Annotated in this window: 23 protein-coding genes; 17 read left to right on the forward strand and 6 right to left on the reverse strand. The window is 63.4% G+C overall.

The genetic code is table 11. The features are described 5' to 3' along the window. Window positions 1–11: 11 nt before the first annotated feature. The 3 genes from modB to NLY33_RS16120 all read left to right on the forward strand — a co-directional run bounded on the left by modB (window position 12) and on the right by NLY33_RS16120 (window position 2,236). Complete coding sequence (gene modB / locus NLY33_RS16110; protein ID WP_023667413.1) at window positions 12–716, forward strand: molybdate ABC transporter permease subunit; 705 nt, start codon at window positions 12–14, stop codon at window positions 714–716. After that, the gene (modC, locus tag NLY33_RS16115; protein ID WP_023667412.1) at window positions 713–1,825 is read left to right on the forward strand and encodes a molybdenum ABC transporter ATP-binding protein; all 1,113 of its coding nucleotides are present in this window, start codon (window positions 713–715) and stop codon (window positions 1,823–1,825) included. The genes modB and modC overlap by 4 nt, the downstream gene beginning before the upstream one ends. 69 nt (window positions 1,826–1,894) lie before the next feature. Beyond that, window positions 1,895–2,236 (forward strand): winged helix-turn-helix domain-containing protein, encoded by a 342-nt coding sequence (locus NLY33_RS16120; RefSeq protein WP_023667411.1) that lies wholly within the window; start codon window positions 1,895–1,897, stop codon window positions 2,234–2,236. A 201-nt stretch (window positions 2,237–2,437) separates the two neighbouring features. Here NLY33_RS16120 and cobF read toward each other — a convergent pair whose 3' ends face one another. After that, entirely contained in the window at window positions 2,438–3,211 is a 774-nt protein-coding gene (gene cobF, locus NLY33_RS16125; protein WP_023667410.1) for a precorrin-6A synthase (deacetylating), read from the reverse strand. Between the two features lie 147 nt (window positions 3,212–3,358). On the opposite strand from cobF, the gene NLY33_RS16130 reads away from it, so the two are divergent. From NLY33_RS16130 to NLY33_RS16155, 6 genes are all read left to right on the forward strand, one after another. After that, window positions 3,359–4,375, forward strand: a complete 1,017-nt coding sequence (locus NLY33_RS16130; protein WP_023667409.1) for a DUF4424 domain-containing protein — start codon at window positions 3,359–3,361, stop codon at window positions 4,373–4,375. Then, window positions 4,375–4,893 (forward strand): dihydrofolate reductase, encoded by a 519-nt coding sequence (locus NLY33_RS16135; RefSeq protein ID WP_023667408.1) that lies wholly within the window; start codon window positions 4,375–4,377, stop codon window positions 4,891–4,893. The genes NLY33_RS16130 and NLY33_RS16135 overlap by 1 nt, the downstream gene beginning before the upstream one ends. Window positions 4,894–5,038: 145 nt before the next feature. Continuing rightward, on the forward strand, window positions 5,039–6,148 hold the full coding sequence (hflK, locus tag NLY33_RS16140; RefSeq protein WP_023667407.1) for an FtsH protease activity modulator HflK: 1,110 nt from the start codon (window positions 5,039–5,041) through the stop codon (window positions 6,146–6,148). Then, window positions 6,148–7,167: a protease modulator HflC gene (gene hflC / locus NLY33_RS16145; protein ID WP_286438801.1), complete on the forward strand. Its 1,020-nt coding sequence runs from the start codon at window positions 6,148–6,150 to the stop codon at window positions 7,165–7,167. Before hflK ends, hflC begins: the two co-directional genes overlap by 1 nt. A gap of 4 nt (window positions 7,168–7,171) precedes the next feature. Next, window positions 7,172–7,357 carry a DUF2065 domain-containing protein gene (locus NLY33_RS16150; protein WP_023668333.1) on the forward strand — a complete coding sequence of 62 codons (186 nt, stop codon included), beginning with the start codon at window positions 7,172–7,174 and terminating at the stop codon, window positions 7,355–7,357. Between the two features lie 240 nt (window positions 7,358–7,597). Further along, the gene (locus NLY33_RS16155; RefSeq protein ID WP_023682088.1) at window positions 7,598–9,115 is read left to right on the forward strand and encodes a DegQ family serine endoprotease; all 1,518 of its coding nucleotides are present in this window, start codon (window positions 7,598–7,600) and stop codon (window positions 9,113–9,115) included. Between the two features lie 50 nt (window positions 9,116–9,165). Here the strand turns inward: NLY33_RS16155 and NLY33_RS16160 are convergent, their stop codons facing one another. After that, the gene (locus NLY33_RS16160; protein ID WP_023707730.1) at window positions 9,166–9,735 is read right to left on the reverse strand and encodes a GNAT family N-acetyltransferase; all 570 of its coding nucleotides are present in this window, start codon (window positions 9,733–9,735) and stop codon (window positions 9,166–9,168) included. Next, window positions 9,732–10,619 carry a phosphoserine phosphatase SerB gene (gene serB / locus NLY33_RS16165; protein ID WP_023705524.1) on the reverse strand — a complete coding sequence of 296 codons (888 nt, stop codon included), beginning with the start codon at window positions 10,617–10,619 and terminating at the stop codon, window positions 9,732–9,734. The genes NLY33_RS16160 and serB overlap by 4 nt, the downstream gene beginning before the upstream one ends. Between serB and miaA the strand changes: the two genes are divergently transcribed. Together miaA and NLY33_RS16175 are read left to right on the forward strand one after the other, a co-directional pair. Next, window positions 10,609–11,592 carry a tRNA (adenosine(37)-N6)-dimethylallyltransferase MiaA gene (gene miaA / locus NLY33_RS16170; protein WP_023705523.1) on the forward strand — a complete coding sequence of 328 codons (984 nt, stop codon included), beginning with the start codon at window positions 10,609–10,611 and terminating at the stop codon, window positions 11,590–11,592. The two genes, serB and miaA, sit on opposite strands and share 11 nt — an antisense overlap. A gap of 131 nt (window positions 11,593–11,723) precedes the next feature. Further along, a complete protein-coding gene (locus NLY33_RS16175) occupies window positions 11,724–12,515 on the forward strand; it encodes a GGDEF domain-containing protein (protein WP_023690907.1) in 792 nt (263 codons plus the stop codon). 286 nt (window positions 12,516–12,801) lie between these two features. Here the strand turns inward: NLY33_RS16175 and NLY33_RS16180 are convergent, their stop codons facing one another. Continuing rightward, window positions 12,802–14,634 (reverse strand): ATP-binding protein, encoded by a 1,833-nt coding sequence (locus NLY33_RS16180; RefSeq protein ID WP_023707731.1) that lies wholly within the window; start codon window positions 14,632–14,634, stop codon window positions 12,802–12,804. Between the two features lie 152 nt (window positions 14,635–14,786). Between NLY33_RS16180 and NLY33_RS16185 the strand changes: the two genes are divergently transcribed. Genes NLY33_RS16185 through NLY33_RS16195 form a run of 3 tightly spaced genes read left to right on the forward strand, consistent with a single transcriptional unit; the run spans window position 14,787 to window position 16,203 of the window. Next, window positions 14,787–15,353 carry a helix-turn-helix domain-containing protein gene (locus NLY33_RS16185; protein ID WP_023707732.1) on the forward strand — a complete coding sequence of 189 codons (567 nt, stop codon included), beginning with the start codon at window positions 14,787–14,789 and terminating at the stop codon, window positions 15,351–15,353. 4 nt (window positions 15,354–15,357) lie between these two features. Then, complete coding sequence (locus tag NLY33_RS16190) at window positions 15,358–15,666, forward strand: hypothetical protein (protein WP_023668340.1); 309 nt, start codon at window positions 15,358–15,360, stop codon at window positions 15,664–15,666. Between the two features lie 15 nt (window positions 15,667–15,681). After that, on the forward strand, window positions 15,682–16,203 hold the full coding sequence (locus tag NLY33_RS16195) for a GNAT family N-acetyltransferase (protein ID WP_023707733.1): 522 nt from the start codon (window positions 15,682–15,684) through the stop codon (window positions 16,201–16,203). Here the strand turns inward: NLY33_RS16195 and NLY33_RS16200 are convergent. Both NLY33_RS16200 and NLY33_RS16205 read right to left on the reverse strand, forming a co-directional pair. Next, window positions 16,200–18,002: an NAD(P)/FAD-dependent oxidoreductase gene (locus NLY33_RS16200; RefSeq protein WP_023668342.1), complete on the reverse strand. Its 1,803-nt coding sequence runs from the start codon at window positions 18,000–18,002 to the stop codon at window positions 16,200–16,202. The genes NLY33_RS16195 and NLY33_RS16200 overlap by 4 nt on opposite strands. 138 nt (window positions 18,003–18,140) lie before the next feature. Next, on the reverse strand, window positions 18,141–19,031 hold the full coding sequence (locus tag NLY33_RS16205) for a LysR family transcriptional regulator (RefSeq protein WP_023682083.1): 891 nt from the start codon (window positions 19,029–19,031) through the stop codon (window positions 18,141–18,143). 121 nt (window positions 19,032–19,152) lie between these two features. Between NLY33_RS16205 and tmpA the strand changes: the two genes are divergently transcribed. The 3 genes from tmpA to NLY33_RS16220 all read left to right on the forward strand — a co-directional run bounded on the left by tmpA (window position 19,153) and on the right by NLY33_RS16220 (window position 21,708). Continuing rightward, window positions 19,153–20,304: a 2-trimethylaminoethylphosphonate dioxygenase gene (tmpA, locus tag NLY33_RS16210; protein WP_023682082.1), complete on the forward strand. Its 1,152-nt coding sequence runs from the start codon at window positions 19,153–19,155 to the stop codon at window positions 20,302–20,304. Continuing rightward, window positions 20,301–20,885 carry a (R)-1-hydroxy-2-trimethylaminoethylphosphonate oxygenase gene (gene tmpB, locus NLY33_RS16215; protein WP_023707734.1) on the forward strand — a complete coding sequence of 195 codons (585 nt, stop codon included), beginning with the start codon at window positions 20,301–20,303 and terminating at the stop codon, window positions 20,883–20,885. The genes tmpA and tmpB overlap by 4 nt, the downstream gene beginning before the upstream one ends. Before the next feature lie 394 nt (window positions 20,886–21,279). Beyond that, window positions 21,280–21,708 carry a hypothetical protein gene (locus tag NLY33_RS16220; protein WP_023731683.1) on the forward strand — a complete coding sequence of 143 codons (429 nt, stop codon included), beginning with the start codon at window positions 21,280–21,282 and terminating at the stop codon, window positions 21,706–21,708. Window positions 21,709–21,730: the final 22 nt, after the last annotated feature.

Consider the following 21,730-nt stretch of genomic DNA (forward strand, 5'->3'; position numbering starts at 1 on the left):
GCGGCTGACGCATGAACTGGCTGCTGGACCTTACTCCCGACGAATGGAATGCGGTCCGGCTGTCGATCAAGGTGGCGACGGTGGCGATGCTGTTCAGCCTGCCGCCCGGCATCTTGATGGCGCTTTTGCTGGCCCGCGGAAAATTCTGGGGCAAGACGCTGCTCAACGGTGTGGTTCACCTGCCGTTGATCCTGCCGCCGGTGGTGACAGGTTATCTCTTGCTGCTTACCTTCGGCCGGCGCGGGCCGGCGGGAGCGTTCCTGGCCGAGCATTTCGGCATCGTCTTCTCGTTTCGCTGGACCGGCGCCGCACTGGCCTGCGGTATCATGGGCTTTCCCCTGATGGTGCGGGCGATCCGGCTGTCGATCGAGGCGGTCGACCGCAAAATGGAGGCAGCGGCGGGAACGCTCGGCGCCAACCCGATTTGGGTCTTCGCCACCATCACGCTGCCGCTGATCCTGCCCGGGCTGATCGCCGGCTCGATCCTGTCCTTCGCCAAGGCGATGGGCGAGTTCGGCGCCACCATCACCTTCGTCTCCAACATTCCCAACGAGACGCAGACGCTGCCTTCGGCGATCTACACCTTCACGCAGGTGCCTGGCGGCGATGACGGGGCGCTCAGGCTGACGCTGATCTCCATCGTCATCTCGATGGCCGCATTGGTCGCCTCGGAAGTGCTGGCGCGGCGCGTCGGCCGGCGGATGGACATCGAATGAGCGTGCTGGTGGACATCAGCCATCGGCTCGGCGGTTTCGCCGTCGACGCGCGTTTCGAAAGCGCCGGGCGGCTGACGGCGCTGTTCGGGCCATCGGGCTCCGGCAAGACGACGCTGATCAACGTGATCGCCGGCCTGATCCGGCCGACCAAGGGCCGTATCGCGGTCGACGGCTGTGTGCTGGTCGACACCGATGCCGGCATTTTCGTGCCGAAGCACAAGCGCCGGATCGGCATGGTGTTCCAGGACGCGCGGCTGTTTCCGCATATGAGCGTGGCCGGCAATCTGCGCTATGGCCGCTGGTTCACGCCACCGGCGGAGCGCTATGCGGATGTCGACGCGGTCGTCGAACTGCTCGGCATCGGTCCTCTGCTCGACCGGCGACCGGCAAAGCTCTCGGGCGGCGAGAAGCAGCGCGTGGCGATCGGCCGGGCGCTGCTTGCCAGCCCGAAACTGCTGTTGATGGACGAGCCGCTGGCCTCGCTCGACGATGCGCGCAAAGCCGAGATCCTGCCCTATATCGAGCGGCTGCGCGACGAGACCAAGCTGCCCATCGTCTATGTCAGCCACTCCGTCGCCGAGGTGGCGCGGCTGGCCAGCGACGTGGTGGTGATGGCGCAAGGCAAGGTCGCTGCCTCAGGCCCGACCGGCGCGATCATGCAACGGCTCGAATTGCTGCCGACGGAGGAACGCGGCGAGGGCGGCGCGGTTCTCGACACCAAGGTGCTGCGCCATGACGAGATCTTCGGGATGACCGTGCTCGGCTCGGCGGCGGGGGAAATCCGGGTGCCGCAATTGGCGGTCTCGGTCGGCGCGCCTGTGCGCATCCGAATCCGCGCCCGCGACGTGATGATCGCCACCGAACAGCCGAAAGGTCTCAGTGCGCTCAACATCCTGCCGGGCGCCATCGTCGCAATCGGCTCGGGCGAGGGGCCGACGGTCGAAATCGGCATCGACTGCAATGGCGCAACCGTGCTTGCGCGCATCACCGAACAATCCAGGCAGGTACTGAACCTTCAACTCGGCGGCAAGGTGTTCGCGGTGATCAAGACGGTCAGTTTCGACCGTGCCAACACCGGCGCCGGGCTGCCGGCCGAAGCGGATGGCTGATAGCCGCTATATCGTTTTGGAATAGCGCTATGGGTCGAGAGGGGCTAGTGTGACCGTGGAGGACAAGAGATGCCGTCGCTGAGCCTGCGGATAAATCTCGATCCGGACGGGCGCATAGGTCCGGGCAAGATCGAATTGCTGGAGCAGATCGCCACTTTCGGCTCGATCTCGGCTGCGGCACGCGGCATGGAGATGTCCTACAAGCACGCCTGGGATCTGGTGGAAGATATGAACCGTGTGTTCGGCAAGCCACTGGTCGCGGCGCAGACCGGCGGCAAAAAGGGTGGCGGCGCACAGCTGACCTCAGTTGGCCTTGCAGTTGTCAGCCGTTTTCGCGCTATCGAGCGCGCTGCGGCGGCAGCGGCGGCCACGCATATGGACGCCTTGCAGGCGGAGATCGATGCTGGGTGAGGGTTGAAGCTTGCGATCCGTCACACCCCCCTCTGTCCTGCCGGACATCTCCCCCGCAAGGGGGGAGATCAGCTAGCCCGTAGACGGGCGCTAATCTGTTAGGCGATTGGCGAAATCCTCCGTGACGGCCAATCTCCCCACTAGAGGGGGAGATGTCCGGCAGGACAGAGGGGGCGCGAAGGAACTCGACCTTTGAGCGCGCTATTCCTCGGGCTCTCCTGCTTTACGCAGCAGATAGGTGTCCATGATCCAGCCCTTTCTTTTCCGGGCTTCTTCTCTCGTCCTCTCAATCTCCTCGCCGACATCACCCAGGCGACCGGAAACGATGATCTCGTCCGGTGTGCCGAGATAGGCGCCCCAATGGATGATCAGATCCTTGTCTGCCAGCGTGTTGAAGGCGCATTTGCCGTCGAGCATGACCACGGCGCTGCCGGCATTGTGCGGCATGCCTTGTTCGGCGAGGCGGCGGCCGGTGGTGATCAGCACGGGGTCGCCGATGCGGTTCAGCGCCATCTTGTGGCCGGCGGCTAGCGCCTGGACGGCGGTGATGCCGGGAATGACCTCCAGTTCGAATGCGACATTGCCCCTCAGTCGTACGCGCGCGAGGATGCGTAGCGCGCTGTCATAGAGCGAGGGGTCGCCCCAGATCAGGAAGGCGCCGCAGCCGTCCTCGGCAAGTTCGTCGCGGACTAGGCTCTCATAGATCTGGGCGATGGCCTCGTGCCAGTCATCGACGGTCGAGCGATAGGAAGGCGCCGGCTCGGCGCGCACCGGCACGTCGAACTCGACGCGGCGCGATTTCGGATTGCTGACGAAACGGTCGCAGATATGGCGGCGCAATTCGGCAAGGTCGTTCTTCTTCGCCCCCTTGTCGGGGATAAACAGGACGTCCGCCCGGTTTAGGCCTGATATGGCCTGCACGGTCATATGGTCGGGATTGCCGGCGCCGATGCCGATGACGAGAAGCTTGCGCATGACGCGAACTCCTGCCCGATCGAAACCTGTTAGTCCAGACCGCCGATTGGCGTGTCCAGACACTGTGGCGTCCTGCTGGGAGACGGAAGGCTTTGAAACGCCACATTGAAACGGCTAGGGTCGCGGCATTCTTGGCGAGGGGCTTCGATGTTGCAATATGTTCTGTCCGTAGCGCTGGCGCTTTTTGCCGTGCCCGCGCTGGCCAATGATACGACCGCCGAACTCGGCACAGGTGGCCTGATCCTGTCGCGTAGCGACGCGGTGTCGATGCAAAGCGAGGATCTCTATATCTCGCCGGAAAAGATCACGGTCGACTACGTCTTCCACAACAACACCGACAAGGATGTAAATGCCATCGTCGCTTTTCCGCTGCCGGACATCGAAGGCAATCCGGAGGAAATGCCGGCCATCCCGGAAAACCAGAGCGACAATTTCCTTGGCTTCGAGGTGACGATCGACGGAGCGCCGGCAAAGCCGCAGCTCGAGCAGAAAGTGTTCGCTGTCGGCATCGATATCGGCGCCGATCTGAAGGCGCAGAACGTGCCGTTCAATCCGTTCGGCGATGCGGCCAAGGCGGCCCTGGCGAAGCTGCCGAAAACGGTCGCCGAGGATTGGGAAAACCGCGGCATCATCATCGAGGATACGGGCAGCGACGGTACCGAGGCGAACAAGGTCTATACGCCGTGGTGGCAGTTGCGCTCGACCTATTGGTGGCGCGCGATATTTCCGGCCAACAAGGATGTCCACGTCTCGCACCGCTACAAACCGAGCGTCGGCGGCACGTCATCGGTGAGTTTCTTCTATGGCGGCAAGTTCACCGAGGGCAGCCAGTACACGACCTACAAGACCCGCTACTGCATGGACGACAGCTTCGAGAATGCGGTGCGGCAGGCCGCCAAGGCCGACGGTTATCCGCATTTTTACGAGAACCGCATAGCCTATATCCTGACCACCGGCGGCAACTGGGCCAATGGCAGCATCGGCAAGTTCAAGCTAACCGTCGACAAGGGCAATCCGAAAGCGCTGATCTCGTTTTGCGGCGACAATGTCAAGAAGGTCGGGCCGACGACCTTCGAGACGGCGGCGCAGGATCTCTATCCCGAGCACAACATCGACATATTGCTTTTGGAGCCGTCGGATGACGGCGCCGGGGGAGCCAACTGATGGACGTCGCGATCTATGTCGCCATTGCGCAGAACGGCGTCATCGGGCGCGACGGCGGCTTACCGTGGCGGCTGTCCACCGATCTCAAGCGCTTCAAGGCCGATACGATGGGCAAGCCCGTCATCATGGGCCGCAAGACTTATGAAGGCATCGGCCGGCCGCTGCCGGGCCGATTGAACATCGTGGTGACCCGCGACAAGGCCTGGCGCGCCGAGGGCATAGAGGTGGCGCACTCGCTGGAGGCAGCGATCCAGCTGGCCACGGTGCGCGGGCGTTGCATGGCCGGCGTCGACGAAATCTGCATCATCGGCGGCGGCGAGATCTATGCGCAGGCGCTGCCGCTGGCAGACCGGCTGCACGTCACCCATGTGCTGGCGGCGGTGGATGGCGACGCGCATTTTCCCGACATCGATCCGGATTTGTGGCGCCTTGTCAGCGCTCAGGACGTTCCGGCCGGTGAAAAGGACAGCCATGCGACGCGCTATTCGGTTTACGAGCGACGCCGCGGCGTGCATTGAGACGATAAAAGGGTCGCGAACGTCCAAAACGGACATGCTCGGCAGCGGATCGCGTTGAAAGCGCATCGCTGCGTCCCTATAGAAGAACAACTGGATTTTGCGCCGCAACGTCGGCGCTGAGGGAATCCCAAGCGAAAGGACATTCATGCCCTGGAACGACAAGAGCGGCGGCGGCGGCCCATGGGGCGGCGGCGGCAACAATCAGGGACCCTGGGGGCAGGGACCGAAGGGGCCTAGCGGCCCGCCGGGGTCACCTCCCGATCTCGAAGACATCATCCGCCGCGGCCAGGACCGGCTGCGGCGCGCGCTGCCCGGTGGCGGCGGCGCCAGCCCGGCCGTCTTTGCGCTGATCGCAGCGGCCCTGATCGTGCTGTGGGCGTTCAAGGCGGTCTACACCGTGCAGCCGGACGAGGTTGCGGTCGAGCTGCGCTTCGGCAAGCCGAAGGCGGAGCTGTCGCAGCCGGGTCTGCATTTCCATTGGTGGCCGGTCGAAACCGTCGAGACGGCCAACATCGCCGAACAACTCGTCGATATCGGTGGTGGCGGCGCGACGAGCGGCAACTCGTCGGGGCTGATGCTTACCGGCGACCAGAACATCGTCAACGTCCAGTTTTCGGTGGCCTATCAGGTCTCCGATCCCCGGGCCTATCTGTTCGACGTCTCCGATCCCGAAGGCATGCTGCAGCAGGTCGCAGAGAGCGCCATGCGCGAAGCGGTTGGCCGGCGACCGGCGCAGGACATCTTCCGCGACGACCGTCAGGGCATCGCCGCGTCGGTGCGTGAAATCATCCAGACGACGCTGGACGGCTACAAGGCCGGCCTGAATGTCAACGCGGTTTCGATCGAGGACGCGGCCCCGCCGCGTGAAGTTGCCGATGCCTTCGACGAAGTGCAGCGCGCCGAGCAGGACGAAGACAAGTTCGTCGAGCAGGCCAACCAGTATTCCAACCAGAAGCTCGGCCAGGCGCGTGGCGCCGCGGCGCAGATCCGCGAGGACGCGGCAGCCTACAAGAACCGTGTCGTCCAGGAAGCCGAAGGTGAGGCGCAGCGCTTCATCTCGGTCTATGACGAATACGCCAAGGCGCCCGACGTGACGCGCCGGCGGCTTTATCTGGAAACGATGGAGAAGGTGCTGAAGGATTCCAACAAGGTCATCGTCGAACAGGGCAATGGGCAAGGGGTCGTTCCCTATCTGCCGCTGCCGGCACTGCAGCCGAAGGCGCTGCCGCCTGCGACCACGGGAGGAGCCCAGTGATGGCCAATCGTCTTCCCATCATCGCGGTCATCGCGGCCGTGCTTCTGTTCCTGCTCTACTCCTCGGTCTTCGTGGTCAACGCGCGCCAGCAGGCGCTCGTGCTGCGGTTCGGCGAGATCGTCGACGTGAAGAATGAACCCGGCATCTATTTCAAGGCGCCTTTCGCCTTCTTCGACGCCGACAGCGTGCAATTGATCGAAAACAGGGTGCTGCGCTTCGATCTCGACAACATCCGCGTCCAGGTTTCGGGCGGCAAGTTCTACGAGGTCGACGCTTTCATCGCGTACCGCATCTCGGATCCGCGCGTGTTCCGCTCAGCCGTGTCCGGTCAGATCACACTGGCCGAAGCACGACTGAGGACGCGTCTCGATGCGGCGCTGCGCCGTGTCTACGGTCTGCGCGACTTCGAGGCGGCGCTTTCGGAAGAGCGGGCCGTGATGATGCGCGAAGTGCGCGATCAGCTTCGGCCCGACGCCACCTCGCTCGGCCTGCAGATCGAGGATGTGCGCATCCGCCGAACCGATCTGACGGCTGAGGTTTCGCAGCAGACCTTCGACCGCATGAAGGCCGAACGTTTGGCCGAGGCCGAACGGCTGAGGGCACGCGGCAAAGAGGCCGCGCAGCGCATCACCGCCCGCGCCGACCGCGAAGTGGTGGAAATCGTCGCCGAAGCGCGCAAGGAATCGGAAATCCTGCGTGGTGAAGGTGAAGCCCAGCGCAGCGCGACCTTTGCCGACGCCTACAAACGCGATCCGGCGTTCTTCGACTTCTACCGGTCGATGAATGCCTATGGCACGGCGCTGGACAACTCCGGGACGACGATGGTGCTTTCGCCGAACTCGGAGTTCTTCCGCTTCTTCCGCAATCCGGACGGTACGGACGCGAAGCCGGCGACACCTGCGGCTCCGGCGACGGCACCTGCCGCGCCGGCGACGGCACCTGCCGCGCCGGCGACGGCACCTGCCGCGCCGGCGACGGCACCTGCCGCGCCGGCTGCACAACCTGCACCCGCCCAGTAGGGCGGTGCAGGATTTCCTTGCGGCCATAGGCCTGGTCCTCGTTGTCGAGGGCCTGGTCTATGGCGGCTTTCCCGGCCTTGCCAAACGTCTTGCCGGCGAAGTGCTGTCGACGCCGGAAATTGCGCTGCGCATCGTCGGGCTGGTGGCGATCGCCATCGGCGTCGGCATCGTCTGGTTGGTGCGTGGCTGAGGACCGCTGATCTGCAATTCCAGGAAAGTGTGAGCGGTTTCCGTCCGGAATTGCGTAAAAGCAAAGAGATTGAACGGTTCGCCGTTTCCGCGAGACGGCCAACCGTTCTAGAAGGTGTAACGGAGGATTTCTCCTCCTGATGTGGCCATAGCCGCAAACGTGCCGTATTTCTTGCCAACATGACGCGACGCGGCGTTTTGCCGAAGCGCTTTTTCTTTTCAGCAATCCGGGAGGCTTTCGATGACATCCAACACCCTTCTGCGCGCGGCGCGGCGGACGTTCATCGCAGGTGCTGCGGCACTTATGGTCGGCGCGCTTGCCGTTCCGGCTTTCGTGACGCCGACGGTGGCCGCGGACGGACCGGCTTCGGTTGCCGACCTCGCCGAAGGCCTGCTCGGTGCGGTGGTCAACATCTCGACCTCGCAGACCGTGAAGGGCACGGAAGGTCCGGGCGCGGTGCCGATGCCGCAGCTGCCGGAGGGTTCGCCGTTCCAGGATTTCTTCGACGACTTCTTCAAGAACCGTGGCGGCGACAAGGATGGCGGCGCGCAAAAGGTGCAGTCGCTGGGCTCCGGCTTCGTAGTCGACGCCGAGCAAGGCATTGTCGTCACCAACAACCACGTCATCGCCGATGCAGACGATATCGAGGTGAATTTCTCCGACGGCGTGACGCTGAAGGCGACGCTGGTCGGCACCGACACCAAGACCGACGTGGCGGTGCTCAAGGTCGACCCGAAGGGCCACAAGCTGACGGCGGTGAAATTCGGCGATTCCAACAAGATGCGCGTCGGCGACTGGGTGATGGCGATCGGCAATCCGTTCGGCCTTGGCGGCACGGTGACGGTCGGCATCGTCTCGGCCCGCAACCGCGACATCAATTCCGGCCCCTATGACGACTTCATCCAGACCGACGCCGCCATCAACCGCGGCAATTCCGGCGGGCCGCTGTTCAACAGCCTGGGCGAGGTCATCGGTATCAACACGGCGATCATCTCGCCGTCGGGCGGCTCGATCGGCATCGGTTTCTCAATCCCCTCGCAGCTTGCCTCGGGCGTCGTCGACCAGCTGCGCCAGTTCGGCGAGACCCGTCGCGGCTGGCTCGGCGTGCGCATCCAGCCGGTGACCGACGACATCGCCGAGAGCCTCGGCATGGCGACCGCCAAGGGCGCGCTGGTGGCCGGCGTCATCAAGGGCGGACCGGTCGACAACGGCACAATTCTCGCCGGCGACGTCATCATCAAGTTCGATGGCAAGGACATCCATGAAATGCGCGACCTGCCGCGCGTCGTGGCGGAAAGCCCGGTCGGCAAGGCGGTCGACGTGATCATCGTGCGCAAGGGCGTCGAGCAGACGGTGAAGGTGACGCTCGGCCGGCTTGAGGACGGCGAGAAGGTCGCTGCCGGTGAGGACGGCACTACCGATGAGGACAAGGGCGGCGACAAGGCGCCCGCGGTCTCCACGGCCTCGGTGCTCGGCATGACCGTCGGCGAGCTCAATGACGACACACGGAAAAAATTCGGCATCGCGGCCGACGTCTCCGGCGTCGTCATCACCGACGTCACCAAGGATTCGGCCGCCGCCGAGCGCGGCATCCAGGCCGGCGAGGTGATCACCGAAATCGCCCAGGAATCGGTCGCGACCCCGAAGGACGTGATGGACCGGATCGGCGCGCTGAAGGAGCAGGGCCGCAAGAATGCGCTCTTGATGCTGGCGTCCAAGACAGGCGAGTTGCGCTTCGTGACGATCCGGATGGATTGAGTCCGGTCAGGCCTGCAACGATCTGATTTCGAAATGAAAAGGGCGGCTAGTTAGCCGCCCTTTTTTCTTGCCTGCCAGTCCTTGCGCGACAGGGTGTAGAGGACATGCCGCTTGAGGTGCGGGTGGCTGTCAGGGATGGATGGGTGGTCGAAATCGCGAGCCGGGTCAGGGCTCATGCCAAGACGCTCCATGACGGCCGTCGAGCGGCGGTTGGCCGCGACGGCGAAGGAGACGATCTCGTCCCGGTCAAGCGTCTCGAAGCCATAAGAAAGCCATGCCTCGGCTGCCTCGGTGACGTAGCCCTTGCCCCAGAACTCGGGCGCCAACCGCCAGCCGATCTCGATCGTATCGGAGGGCAGGGACGGCACGTGATCGGTCTTTAAGAGGCCGACGAAACCGATGCATTCCCCAGTCGCGGCGATCTCGGCGGCGGCAAAACCAAAGCCGTCCTCGGCGATCCAGCCCTGAAACTCGTCCATCTTGGCATCCGTCTCGGCGCGGTCGCGGCGAAATGGAAAGAACTCCATCACCCGCTCGTCCGAATTGATGCGGTGGAAGAGTTCGCGATCACGGTCTTCCCAGTTGCGCAGGATCAGTCGCTCGGTGCGCATCGGTTTCATTGGGCGAACTCTTCCTGGCGGTAGCCCTGGAGATAAAGCAGCGCGGTGAGATCGCCATGGTCGATGCGGACCTTGGCTTCGGCAGCAACGGCCGGCTTGGCGTGGAGCGCGACACCGGTGCCGGCCAGGCGGATCATGTCGAGGTCGTTGGCGCCGTCGCCGACCGCAATCGCATCGAATGGGGTCAGGCCGAGGCGGGCCGAGATATCGTTCAGCGCATCGGCCTTGGCGGCACGGCCGAGGATCGGCTCGGCGACAAGGCCGGCAAAGCGCCCGTTCTCCTCGATCAGGCGGTTGGCACGGTTTTCCTGGAAGCCGAGCATGGCGGCGACACGGCTGGTGAAGACGTCGAAGCCGCCCGAGACAAGCGCCGTCCAGGCGCCATTGGCGCGCATCGTCCGCACCAGGGCGCGGCCGCCCGACGCCAGCGTCAGGCGGTTCGCGATGATGCGGCCGACGACGGCGGCATCGAGGCCTTTCAGCAGCGCCACGCGTTCACGCAGCGCCGGCTCGAAAGCGATCTCGCCGTTCATCGAGCGTGCCGTGATGGCGGCAACGCGGTCCTTGACGCCGATCTCGTCGGCGAGTTCGTCGATGCATTCCTGGTCGATCATGGTTGAATCCATATCGGCAAGCAGGATTGTCTTGCGGCGGCTTTCGGCCTGCTGAACGATCACGTCGACCGGCTCGGAGCCAAGTGCTGTGCGCAAGGCGGCACTTGCCTCGGCGGCTTCTGCCCCCTCGGGCAGCACCAGGTCGCAGGCGACGCCATCGCCCAGCCAGCGAACAGCGCTTGCACCGACCGACCGTGAGGCGATATTCGCAAGCGAGGCCGACATCGCGCGGCGGAGGGGGTGGGACACAAGCGTGGCAATGAGCGGCATCGAGACTTCCAAGCAGCTAGGCGAGGGCGGGCAGGCGGGCGAGGGCCGCGTGAAGAACGCGATCCTGATAGCCGGGCCGACAGCCAGCGGCAAGTCGGCGCTGGCGCTCGATCTCGCCGAGCGCAAGGGCGGCGTCATCGTCAACACCGATTCCATGCAGGGCTATTCGGTGCTCGATGTGCTGACGGCGCGGCCGAGCGCCGCCGAACTCGGCCGCGCGCCGCACTTTCTCTATGGCCACGTGCATCCCTCCACCGCCTATTCCACCGGCGCCTGGCTGCGCGACGTGATGAAGCTGATCGATGACGGCACGCTCGCCCGACAGCCCGACGACGCCGCCTTTGAACGTCCGGTGATTTTCGTCGGCGGCACCGGGCTCTATTTTCGCGCACTTGCCGAGGGCATTTCGGAAATGCCCGACATTCCGCAGCAGGTACGCGACCGCTGGCGCTACGAGTTAAAGGAGCAAGGCGCAGCCAAGCTGCACCGCATCCTGATGCATGAGGATTCGGCGGTCGCCATGCAGCTGAAGCCGACCGACGGCCAGCGCATCGTGCGGGCGCTGGAGGTGCTCGATGCATCCGGCCGCTCCATCCTCGAATGGCAGGCAGCACGCGGCCGGCCGCTGATCGACCGCGACAGCGCTCGGTTCTTCGTTATCGAGCCGGACCGCGCCGCCCTTGTCGAGCGGATCGAAACAAGGTTCGACCGCATGCTCGATCTCGGCGCGCTCGATGAGGTCAAACGGCTTGCGGCGCTTGGCCTCGATCCCGAGCTGCCGGCGATGAAGGCGATCGGCGTTCGCGAACTTTCGGCCGCCATGGCCGGTGACATCAGCTTTCCTCAGGCCATCGAGCGCTGCAAGGCAGCGACGCGGCAATATGCCAAACGGCAAACGACGTGGTTTCGCCATCAGCTGGGACCGGAATGGCTGAGATTGCGGCCCGGCGACGGCCTGCAAGCCGTGATTTGATTTTCGTGCTGCTAATACAATTAAAGAAACAGAAGTAGGAATGAACATTCCCGCTCCGGTTGTCTGGATTAACCGTCCGTAAGGCGCCGGCATGCCATAGATCCGGGGGGTACTTTTCCAACGGGGAGCAGATGCGTTTCCACAAGGCGGAATCCGCATTTTTCGTCTTTATTTTCGTGATCCTGGCCGCAGGCCTGGTGACGCTTTATGCCTATGGTCAATTGCAGTCCATCGCGGTCGGTCACGATACGACTTCCCGGGTCGAGAGGATCGCTTATCTCAACACGCTGCTGTTTGTCACCGGGGTGCTGCTGGCGACAGCGCTGTTCTTCGGCGTGTTCTTCATCTACCCGTTGATCCGTAGGCAGGCGACGGAAGAGGGCAAGCTGCGCGCCATGACGGTTTCGCTCAGCGCCCGCTCGGAAACGCTGCAGCATGCGGCATTGACCGACGGCCTTACCGGCATGCAGAACCGGCGCTATTTCGACGATGCGCTGAAGGAATATCTCGAGGAATTCCGCCGCATCGAAAAGCCCGTCGGGCTGATGATCCTCGACCTCGATCATTTCAAGCAGGTCAACGACACGCATGGCCACGATGTCGGCGACGAGGTGCTGAGGGCAGTCGCCAATTGCCTCAAAGGCATGACGCGCTATCACGACGTGGTGGCGCGGCTCGGCGGCGAAGAGTTCGCCGTTGTCACCCCCAACATGGACGCGGAGTTGTTGGGGAAGTTCGCCGAACGCATCCGCAAGGCGATTGCCAACATGTCGGTGCTGTCGGGCAATGTCCGCCTCAAGATCACCACCAGCGTCGGTCTTGCCGTCTGGGATCGGAAGGAAACGGCCGAGGAATTCTACCGCCGCGCCGACCGCCAGCTCTACGAGGCGAAGAGGCAAGGCCGCAACCGCGTCTGCGCCTAAATCCCGGCATTAAATCCGTGAGGCTGGCCGTTTGATGCCGTCTTCTGCGCTTCCGGCCTTCGCCGGCCGAAGCACTCATGAGGTGGTGGCGGCAGCTATGGCTACGGCCGGCGTAGGCCGGTGCTCACGGACTCAATGTCCGCTCCGCTCCGGTTCTCGAAGTCGACACCAACCGACTCAGCCTGACGAATTTTCTGGCGTGATTTACCCAAGCGGCCAACGAAGCCGAGCCCTGGCGCTCCGGCGGCTTCTCAATTGGCCGGCAAAAAAGTCGCTACGCTGAAGGTCAATCGTTCTGCGGGCGCATGCCAAAGGTTGTGGGCTTGAGGCCGTAGCGCAGGTCGAAATCGTCGTCGGGCTGGATGCGCTGGGCGGTGGCCGGCTTGCGGTAATCGGGATCGCCGGCCTGGCGGCCGGAATCCACTGCTTCGGCGAAGGCCATCTGCTGCTGCGGTTTCGGGACGTTGCGCAGCCGCTCGACGATGGCGGCGAGATCGACGTCGTTGCCGTCCTGCGAGAACTCGTCCTGCTCTCGCTTGGCGGTGCCGGGGATCAGGTTCTCCGCCAGTTTTTCGAACTTCAGCCGCATGGTCGTCGCCACGCCTTCACCGAAGGCGATGGCTTCGCGCTGGCCCATGGAGGACAGAAAGGCCAGCGTCGAGGCGGAGGAATCGGCGATCGCCGAGCGGATGATTGCCTGGTCCTGCTCGTTGGCCAGCCGCATGGCGAAGAAGGTCGAGCATTGCGACAGGATGGTCGGATCGAGTTCACCCGGGCGCTGGGTGACGACGCCGAGATAGCAGCCATATTTGCGGCCTTCCTTGGCGATGCGCGACAATGCATGCCTTGTCGGCGCGAAGCCGAGGCGCGGATCGGCCGGCATATAGCGGTGCGCTTCCTCGCACAGCAGCAAAAGCTTCAGCCGGCCCTCGCTCCACAGCGCAAGGTCGAAGGCCAGGCGCGCCAGCACCGAACAGACGGAGTTGACCACTTCGGACGGCATGCCGGCCATCTCGAAACAGGTCACCGGGCGGCCATGATGCGGCACACGGAAAATATTGCCGATCGTCTCGTGGATCGTGTCCTCGATCAGCCGCGAATTGAACATGAAGCGATAGCGCGGGTCGGACGCGGCGGACTCGATGCGCGTCTTCAGCGATTTCAGCGTCGGGCGGTCGTTCTTGCTTTCCAGGAGGCCCATGCGCTCGTCGATCTGCTTGATGAGATCGACCATGCGGTAGGGCACCGGCGTGTCGGCGGTCAGCGCATCGCTGCCGCGGCGCACGTAAGAGCCTGAATTGGGATTGCGATAGAGGTTCTTGGCGGCGGGGATCAGGTCGCGCAGGACATCGACTTCTTCCGGCACGACCTCTCGGCCGCGAAACAGCACTTCGGCGAATTCTTCGAGCCTGAACATCCAGAACGGCAGATCAAGCGTCTTGGAATCGACCCGGACGCAGAACTCAGGCAGGGATGCCGCGAATTCATTGTGCGGATCGAGAATGAGGATTCGCAGATCGGGCCGGGCGGCGATCGATTTGCGCAGCAGCAGCGAGATGGCGGTGGATTTGCCGACGCCGGTTGTGCCGACAACGGCAAAATGGCGCGCCAGCGTGTCGTCGATGGCGATGTTGGCGTCGATCGACTCATCCTGCGACAGCGTGCCGATGGTGATCGAATGACGCCCGGCGAGATCGTAGACCGCCTGCAGGTCACGGGTACGGATGCGGTGCGCTATGGCGCCGATATGAGGATAGGTGGTGATGCCGCGGTCGAACACCGGTTTGGCCCCCGGTTCGGCGCCGTCGCGCACTTCGCCGATCAGCTCGACGCTGACCTCGATGGGGTTTTGTCCCTCATTGCTCCAGGCGCGATCCGACTTGCCGATTTCGTAGACCAGACCAACGGTGCGCGATGTCCCGAGATTGATGGAGATCATCTTGCCGACGGTCCACAGGCCGGTGACCGCGCCTTCGATGTCGTCGGCATAGGCGCTGATGGTGGCGCGCGCACCGTCGCACTGCACGACGTTGCCGAGAATGCGCTTGTCGCTCTGCTCTGCGCGGCGGCGCTCCTGCGAGGTCGGTTCGCCGACGGAGGCTTCGCGCTCGACAAACATACGATCCGATCCCCATTCCCGTGGAGCCTCGATCCTACACAGACGGGGTTAAGGTGGCGTGATGCGGGATGGTGTAGCAGGGGTTAACCCGTCAGCGAAAATTCAACCGGCCGTCCTCTTCCCCCAATCCGAAGATTCGATATATTGGACGAATGACTGATATAGCGAATGACGTGTCGGCCACGATAGGCAGACGAATCCACGCCGAAAGAGCCTTGCGGGACTGGTCGTTGGCCGACCTGGCGAACCGCTCCGGCGTCTCCAAAGCCATGCTCAGCACTATCGAGCGCGGCATGACCAGCCCGACGGCCGCGCTGCTGGTGCGCATCGCCGCTGCTTTCGGCATGACGCTGTCGACGCTGATTGCACGCGCCGAGCAGCAAGGTGGCGGCCTGCTGCGCGAGAGTGAGCAGCCGGTTTGGCGCGACCCCGGTACGGGCTATGTCCGCCGGCATCTGTCGCCGGTTTCCGACACGCCGCTCGAATTGATCCGGGTGCAACTGCCGGCTGGCGCCAGTGTGAGTTTCCCGGCGGCGTCCTATGCCTTCATCAAGCAGCAGATGTGGCTGATCTCCGGGCGACTTGAGTTCACCGAGGGTGATATGGTGCATAGTCTCGAGCCCGGCGACTGCCTGGCGCTCGGCGCGCCGTCGGACTGCACGTTCCATGCCGTCGGACCGCAGCCGGCCGACTATCTGGTTGCGCTGGTCAGGGGCTGAAATCGTGGCAAGACGTCCCAAGCGCTCCGACAATGGCGGACCGCCGCTCGATGATTACAAGGGTCCGCCATGGGGCAGGGGCGATCCCTACATCTTCCTGGCCTGGCAGGCAGCGCATGCCAAGGCGTGGAAGGCGCCAAGCCGTGACGTGATGCTGATGCGCATGGAAAAGGCCGAGCGGCTTGGCCTGACCTATGAGGAATACACGCTCGAAATCCTCGAACGCGGGCTGCATCTGCAGCCGAAAGACACCGATCGCATCGCCGCGATCAAGGCGAGACGAAAGCGGCGCCGCGTCGCGCGTCTGGATTAGCAAGGGAAAGTGCAGGTGAGTCCCATCGAAATCAGGTCGCTGACTGCGGAAACACGCGACATGCTGGCCGACCTCCTGATCGAGACGGTCGCGGCCGGCGGCTCCGTCAGCTTCATGCATCCCTTATCCAGGCAAGCGGCGGAAACCTTCTGGAGCAACTCGTTGATGGCAGCAGAGAGAGGTGAAAGAGCGGTGCTGGGTGCTTGGTATGGCGACGCGTTGATCGGCACCGTCACTTTGCTGCTCGACTTTCCGGTCAATCAGCCGCACCGGGCCGAGATCGCCAAGCTCATGACCCGCGTCGAACACCGCGGCAAGGGCATAGCGAGCCGGCTGATGCGGGCGGCCGAAACGCTCGCCGTCGAGAAAGGCCGCACGCTTCTGGTGCTGGACACCGCAACCGAGGAGGGCGCTTCCAGCCTTTACGAAAAACTCGGCTTCACGCTCACTGGCGAAATACTGGACTTTGCCCTGAAACCGCATGGCGGGCTGACCGGCACGCTCATCTACTGGAAGCGCATCGGCGGCGCTGCCTAAGCCTTGTGGTGAACCTCTTGCAGCGCGTAGACCGGCGTCGCGATGCCTTCCATGCGCGCCTTCAGCTGCAGCGCCAGGAACTGGGAGTAATGGCGCGACTGGTGCAAATTGCCGCCATGGAACCACAGCGCCTCCTGCTGCGTCGGCTTCCACATGTTGCGCAGCTCGCCTTCCCAGGGGCCTGGGTCCTTCGTGGTGTTGGAGCCGAGGCCCCAGCATTTGCCGACCTTGTCGGCGACCTCCCGTGAGATCAAATCGGCCGCCCAGCCATTCATCGAACCGTAGCCGGTGGCGTAGACGATGAGATCGGCCGGCAGTTCCGATCCATCGCTGAGCAGGACCGAATGCTCCTTGATCTCCTTCACGTCGACACCGCTTTTCAGCTTGATCGACCCGTCGATGATCAGGTCGGAGGCGCCGACATCGATGTAATAGCCCGAGCCGCGTCGCAGATATTTCATGAAAAGGCCGGAGCCGTCGTCGCCCCAGTCGAGCATGAAGCCGGCCTTCTCCAGGCCTTTGTAGAAGTTGGCGTCGCGCTTCTTCATCTCGGCATAGGCCGGAATCTGGAATTCGTGCAGGATCTTGTAGGGCAGGGAGGCGAAGACGAGGTCGGCCTTGGCTGTGGTCATGCCGCTCGCAACCGCCTTTTCCGAATAGAGTGAGCCCAGGCCGATCTCCATCAGCGTGTCCGACTTGACGATGTGCGTGGTCGAGCGCTGCACCATGGTGACGTCGGCGCCGGCCTCCCAAAGGGCTGCTGCAATGTCGTGGGCGGAGTTGTTCGAGCCGATGACGACAGCTTGTCTGCCGACATAGGCATCGGGTCCCGGATGCTTCGAGGAGTGATGCTGGTCGCCCTTGAATGTGTCCATGCCCTTGAAGTTCGGCATGTTGGCCTTGCCGGATTGCCCCGTGGCCAGCACCAATTGTTTCGGCTTCAGCGTGATGTCCTTGCCGTCGCGGCGCACCACCACCGTCCATTCCTTCTTGCTGTCGTCATAGACAGCGCTCATGGCCTCGGTCGACGACCAGTAGTTCAGCTCCATTACCTTGGCGTACATTTCCAGCCAGTCGCCGATCTTGTCCTTGGGCGCGAAGACCGGCCAGTTCCTGGGAAAGTCGATATAGGGCAGATGGTCGTACCAGACCGGATCGTGCAGGCAGAGCGATTTGTAGCGCTTGCGCCAGCTGTCGCCGGCCCGTTCGTTCTTCTCGACGATGATGGTCGGCACGCCGAGCTGCCGCAGCCGCGCGCCGAGCGCGATGCCGCCCTGGCCGCCGCCAATGATGAGCGTATAGGGCTGCGTCTTGAAGCCGAGCTCGGCGGCCTCCTTCTCGCGCTCCTCCTTCCAGGTCGGGCGGTTCTTGCCATGGCCGTGCTTGGCGCCGAGCGGGCGGTCGAAACCGGCCGGCTCCTCATGGCCCTTCAGCTCGACCATGGTGGTGAGCAACGTCCAGATCTTGCCGTCCTTCAGCCGGATGTGGCCGAAGCCGCGCGCCACAGACGTTTCGAAACTGATCCAGCCGTCGAGCAGGCCATCGTTTTCAGTGGCGTCCTCGCCCCTGGCGATCGCCCAGTTCGATGGGTTGGTTTTGGCCAGCTGGCTCACCAGCATGTCGCGCACCTGGTCACGGCCTTCCATGGTCTTGATGTTCCAGGTGAAGCTGACGAGATCGCGCCAAAAACAATCCTCCTGAAAGCAGGCGACCGCCTTGTCGATGTCACCGGCGGCGAGTGCCGCGCCGAAGCGATCGAGCAGGTCGGAAAGCTTCTTGTTGGGGGCCTTGTCGAGCATTGAATTTCCTCCGCGATTTTTCTTGGCCGCCTGTAGCGAGCGGAACCCTGCCGAAGCTTGACGTCCGGCCTGGCGCAGTATCGCGACAAATTATGCGCCGCGTCACGTCGTCCAATAGTTTGCCGCGTATTCAGGGGCTTATCGGGAAATCGGGACGCCGAAGACCGTTGCGAACCAGCGGCGGACCGCTTCTTCGGCCGGGCTCAGATGCGCGCCCGAAGGTGCGGTCAGATAGTGGCCGGCACCGCTCGACAGCGTAAAGCCGGACAGGGTAACGAGAGATCCTTCGCGCAGTGCCGCGTCGGCCAACGGTCGCGATCCCAGCACCATGCCGGCGCCGTGCTTCGCCGCCTCCAACGCGGTAACGAAACTGTCGAATTTGTGCGTGGGCCCGAGCGCCGGCTTCATCCGGGCGACGGCGAACCACTCGCCCCACATTTCCCGCGCGCCGACCACTGTAAGTCTCGGCAATCCTGTCCAATCCTTGGCCTTGGCGACATTTGGCGACGCCATCGGCGTTAAGGTTTCGCGGGTGAGGCGGTCGGCCTGCCGTCCGGCAAAGGAGCCGGAGCCAATGCCGAATCGGATGTCGAGACCCACAAAGCGCTCGCCGTAATCGGCCGGTGTGTGGATGGTCTCGATCTGCAGCTGGACGAAGGGCAGGTCCTTGGCCATTTGCGGCAGCTTCGGCGCGATCATCAGCACGGCAAACGAGATCGGCGAGCGTATCGTCACGCTCTGGACGGTCTTGGGTTCGAACAACTCGCGCGTGCTGTTGGCGATCACGGCAAAGGCCGATTGCAGATGCGGCAGGTAGGCGGCACCCTCCGGCGTCAATTCGACGCCGCGCGCCAGGCGGATGAACAGCGGCTGCTTCAACCGCTCTTCGAGAGAACGGATGTGCTGGCTGACCGCAGCCTGGGTCAGGCCAAGCTCGGCCGCGGCGGCGGTGAAATTCGACAGCCGCGCGGCGGCCTCGAAACTCCGCAGCCAGTCGAGCGGCGGCAAGGGCAGGGTTGTTTGAGGCATAAACCGTTTATGGCCTTTGGCCGCAAAATGATAATTTGAGTTATGCCTTCGACATCATCACGATGCAACCGGAAACCCTGCGGAGTTGGCTGCGGGGCGCAGCGGACAGGAACGGATCTCCATGCTTACCCAGGCGCTGATCGGCGACGAAGGAAGAACGATCGACCTCGGTTGGAAGGACGGCGCGCGCACTCGCTTTCACGCCATGTGGTTGCGCGACAATGCGCTCGACGACAAGACGCGCAGCGCCGGCAACGGCCAGCGGCTGATCACCATTCTCGACATTCCGGCGCAAACGCGGATCGGCGCAGCCGCGATCAAGGGCGATGCGCTTGAAGTCAGTTTCGAACCGGAGGGAAAGACGGTGCGCTTTCCTGCGGCATGGCTGAGCGCCAATGCCTATGACCGCGATGCCGCCCGACAGCCCGGCTGGACAGGCGAGGGCACCGTGCGATGGACCAGGGCCTCTATGCAGAATTCGGTGCCGCGCGCCGGCTATGTCGCGGCCAGCCGCGACCGCGCCGTCTTGCGGCAATGGCTGTCGGCGGTGAAGACCTACGGCTTCGCGGTGATGGACGATCTGCCGGCCGAATCCGGGGCGCTGTGCAAAGTGTCCGATCTGTTCGGCTATATCAGGGAGACCAATTACGGCCGCTGGTTCGAGGTGCGCGCCGAGGTCAATCCAACCAATCTGGCCTACACCAATCTTGGCCTGCAGGCGCATACCGACAACCCCTATCGTGATCCGGTGCCGACCTTGCAGATCCTGTCGTGTATCGAAAACACGGTCGAGGGCGGCGAATCCAGCGTCGTCGATGGTTTTGCCGTGGCGGCCGCGCTGCAGGCCGAAAACCCCGAAGGCTTCCGGCTGTTGAGTTCATACCCGGCGCGCTTCGAATATGCCGGCTCGTCGGGCGTGCGATTGCAGGCCAAGCGGCCGATGATCGAGCTCGGGCCGGATGGCGAACTCATCGCCATCCGCTTCAACAACCGCTCGCTGGCGCCGACCGTCGATGTGCCGTTCGCGGAGATGGAGGCCTACTACGCCGCCTATCGCCGGTTTGCCGAACTGATCGAGGATCCGTCCTTCGAAGTGACCTTCAAGCTCGAGGCGGGCCAGGCCTTCATCGTCGACAACACCCGCGTCATGCATGCCCGCAAGCAGTTCTCCGGCGCCGGCAAGCGCTGGCTGCAGGGCTGCTACGCCGACAAGGATGGCCTTTTGTCGACGCTGTCGGCGATCGAACACGAATTCAAGGAAGCAGCGGAATGAGCAGCCAGGATTTGAACGCGAGCAACATCGTCGAATTCATCGCCGATATTTTCGAACGCCGAGGGGCTGAATCCTATCTCGGCGAACCCGTCACCATGTCGGAGCACATGTTGCAGGGCGCCTGGTTCGCCGAAAAGGACGGCGCGCCCGATGTGCTGGTGGCGGCAGCACTGCTGCACGATATCGGCCACTACACCAGCGAGTTCGGCACCTATTCGCCCGACGATGTCGAGGACAAGCATCATGACGAAGCCGGCGGCGAGGTGCTGGCGCCGTTCTTTCCACCGGTGATCGTCGAATGCGTCAGGCTGCATGTCGCGGCCAAGCGCTACCTCTGCGCTACCGACCCCACCTATTTCGGCAGGCTGTCGCAGGCCTCGGTCCACACGCTGTCGCTGCAAGGCGGGCCGATGAATGCCGAAGAGGTGGCCGAGTTCCGCAAGAACCCGTTCCACGAGGAAGCGGTGCGGGTTCGCATCTGGGACGAGGCCGGCAAGATCGCCAACATGAAGACCCGGGCATTTCGCGACTACATGCCGCTGCTGCAGCGGGTTGTCCGCGACTTCGCCAATCGCGCCTGATCGCAATCCGGGGAAGGAACGGCATATGCACCGTTTCGACGGCAAACATGCGCTAACCGTATGCCGCCGCAGACTTGCCGCGAGCGTCTGCGTGCGCAGGCGCTCGCGCCTCGCTGCCGATCCCTACCGGTGACGAGCCTTGTCACCGCGGATTTTATTGCGACATCCGTCGGCGCGGCCCAAGATCAGTAGGTCAGACTTCGGTGTATATTTGACTCAGACGAAGGTCTGAGAATCGAGCTGCAAGCACGAAAGGAGAGTTTCCTCAGCGTTTGTGAGCCGCAATTTTGGGCTGTTCATTCTTGAATACCGTGACACATCATGATGTGATGGTGGCATGAATGGAGAAAGGCAGCCCCTGTTTTCATCCGTGCGTCGCCGGGCGTACTTTAGCTTGCGCGTATTCGCGGCGGTTGCGGTGACGATGCCGGTGCTTGGTCTGCGGTTGAGCCATGTCGACGGTTACAAGATCGAATTCGCCGCTGCCAGCGCCAAGAGCGGAAACAATGGCAATGGTAACGGTGGTGGCAACGGTAGTGGTAACGGTAATGGCTCAGGCGGCAACGCCGGCAATGGCAACGCCAACGGAAAGGGAAAAAATGGTGCCGGCGACAACGCCGCCGGTAGCCAAGCTCCCAGTAGCCAAGTCAATGCCGCTGGCGACACGGTGACGGTACAGGGCGCCAAAATCCAGGTCGTGCATCGCGATGGATTCAGCGAAAGCATCGAGGCCGGCCGCTTCACTATGAAGGATCCGCTTGGAAGGACAATTGTCGAACGCGCCGTAAGGGCCTCCGACATTGCTCGTCTGAAAGGGCTGTAACTGTTGGTTCGCCAACCAGCAT

Origin of the sequence: Mesorhizobium sp. C432A (assembly GCF_030323145.1) — a bacterium.
In the GTDB taxonomy this organism is placed as follows: Bacteria; Pseudomonadota; Alphaproteobacteria; order Rhizobiales; family Rhizobiaceae; genus Mesorhizobium.

Bases quoted from the DNA above. Each gene is read 5' to 3' on its own strand.
- modB (WP_023667413.1), top strand. From the start codon at position 12: ATGAACTGGCTGCTGGACCTTACTCCCGACGAATGGAATGCGGTCCGG.
- modC (WP_023667412.1), top strand. From the start codon at position 713: ATGAGCGTGCTGGTGGACATCAGCCATCGGCTCGGCGGTTTCGCCGTC.
- NLY33_RS16120 (WP_023667411.1), top strand. From the start codon at position 1,895: ATGCCGTCGCTGAGCCTGCGGATAAATCTCGATCCGGACGGGCGCATA.
- cobF (WP_023667410.1), bottom strand. From the start codon at position 3,211: ATGCGCAAGCTTCTCGTCATCGGCATCGGCGCCGGCAATCCCGACCAT.
- NLY33_RS16130 (WP_023667409.1), top strand. From the start codon at position 3,359: ATGTTGCAATATGTTCTGTCCGTAGCGCTGGCGCTTTTTGCCGTGCCC.
- NLY33_RS16135 (WP_023667408.1), top strand. From the start codon at position 4,375: ATGGACGTCGCGATCTATGTCGCCATTGCGCAGAACGGCGTCATCGGG.
- hflK (WP_023667407.1), top strand. From the start codon at position 5,039: ATGCCCTGGAACGACAAGAGCGGCGGCGGCGGCCCATGGGGCGGCGGC.
- hflC (WP_286438801.1), top strand. From the start codon at position 6,148: ATGGCCAATCGTCTTCCCATCATCGCGGTCATCGCGGCCGTGCTTCTG.
- NLY33_RS16155 (WP_023682088.1), top strand. From the start codon at position 7,598: ATGACATCCAACACCCTTCTGCGCGCGGCGCGGCGGACGTTCATCGCA.
- NLY33_RS16160 (WP_023707730.1), bottom strand. From the start codon at position 9,735: ATGAAACCGATGCGCACCGAGCGACTGATCCTGCGCAACTGGGAAGAC.
- miaA (WP_023705523.1), top strand. From the start codon at position 10,609: ATGAGCGGCATCGAGACTTCCAAGCAGCTAGGCGAGGGCGGGCAGGCG.
- serB (WP_023705524.1), bottom strand. From the start codon at position 10,619: ATGCCGCTCATTGCCACGCTTGTGTCCCACCCCCTCCGCCGCGCGATG.
- NLY33_RS16175 (WP_023690907.1), top strand. From the start codon at position 11,724: ATGCGTTTCCACAAGGCGGAATCCGCATTTTTCGTCTTTATTTTCGTG.
- NLY33_RS16180 (WP_023707731.1), bottom strand. From the start codon at position 14,634: ATGTTTGTCGAGCGCGAAGCCTCCGTCGGCGAACCGACCTCGCAGGAG.
- NLY33_RS16185 (WP_023707732.1), top strand. From the start codon at position 14,787: ATGACTGATATAGCGAATGACGTGTCGGCCACGATAGGCAGACGAATC.
- NLY33_RS16200 (WP_023668342.1), bottom strand. From the start codon at position 18,002: ATGCTCGACAAGGCCCCCAACAAGAAGCTTTCCGACCTGCTCGATCGC.
- NLY33_RS16205 (WP_023682083.1), bottom strand. From the start codon at position 19,031: ATGCCTCAAACAACCCTGCCCTTGCCGCCGCTCGACTGGCTGCGGAGT.
- tmpA (WP_023682082.1), top strand. From the start codon at position 19,153: ATGCTTACCCAGGCGCTGATCGGCGACGAAGGAAGAACGATCGACCTC.
- tmpB (WP_023707734.1), top strand. From the start codon at position 20,301: ATGAGCAGCCAGGATTTGAACGCGAGCAACATCGTCGAATTCATCGCC.